At 69.9% G+C, this 479-nt stretch carries 1 protein-coding gene; it reads left to right on the forward strand.

Features of this window, described 5'->3' with window-relative positions; translation table 11 throughout:
- The coding region (locus CCN51_RS49990; RefSeq protein ID WP_143676190.1) for an SDR family NAD(P)-dependent oxidoreductase at positions 1-479 on the forward strand (479 nt) is incomplete at both ends.

The following is a 479-nucleotide window of genomic DNA, read 5'->3' on the forward strand; positions in this document are numbered from 1 at the left end:
GTCGACGAGGTGCACGGCAAGGGAGTGAAGGCTGTCGCCTTCAAGTCCGACCAGGCGGACATGAGCCGGGCGCCGGCGCTGATCGACGACGTGGTCGCGCACTTCGGCGGCCTGGACATCCTCGTCAACAACGCGGCGATCTCGGTGGAACAGGGCCGCACGGTGGACGACCCGGACGCCGACACCGCCGCACTGGACCGGATGCACGCCACCAACTACCTCGGCGTGATCGCCGTCATCCGGGCCGCCTCCCGAGTGCTGCGCGCGGGCGGCCGCATCATCACGGTGAGTTCCGGACTGGGCTCCCGGGTCGGTGCCCCGGGCCTTGCCGACTACTCGGCGACCAAGTCAGGGATCGAGAGGTACACCATGGGGGTCGCACGGGACCTCGGGCCCCGGAACATCACGGCCAACGTCGTGGAGGCCGGACTGATGGAGGGCGGCATGGAAGGGCCGGACCCCGAGACCCTCAAGGCCCT

The sequence above is a fragment of the Streptomyces milbemycinicus genome (genome assembly GCF_002154605.1).
GTDB classification, from domain to species: domain Bacteria; phylum Actinomycetota; class Actinomycetes; order Streptomycetales; family Streptomycetaceae; genus Streptomyces; species Streptomyces milbemycinicus.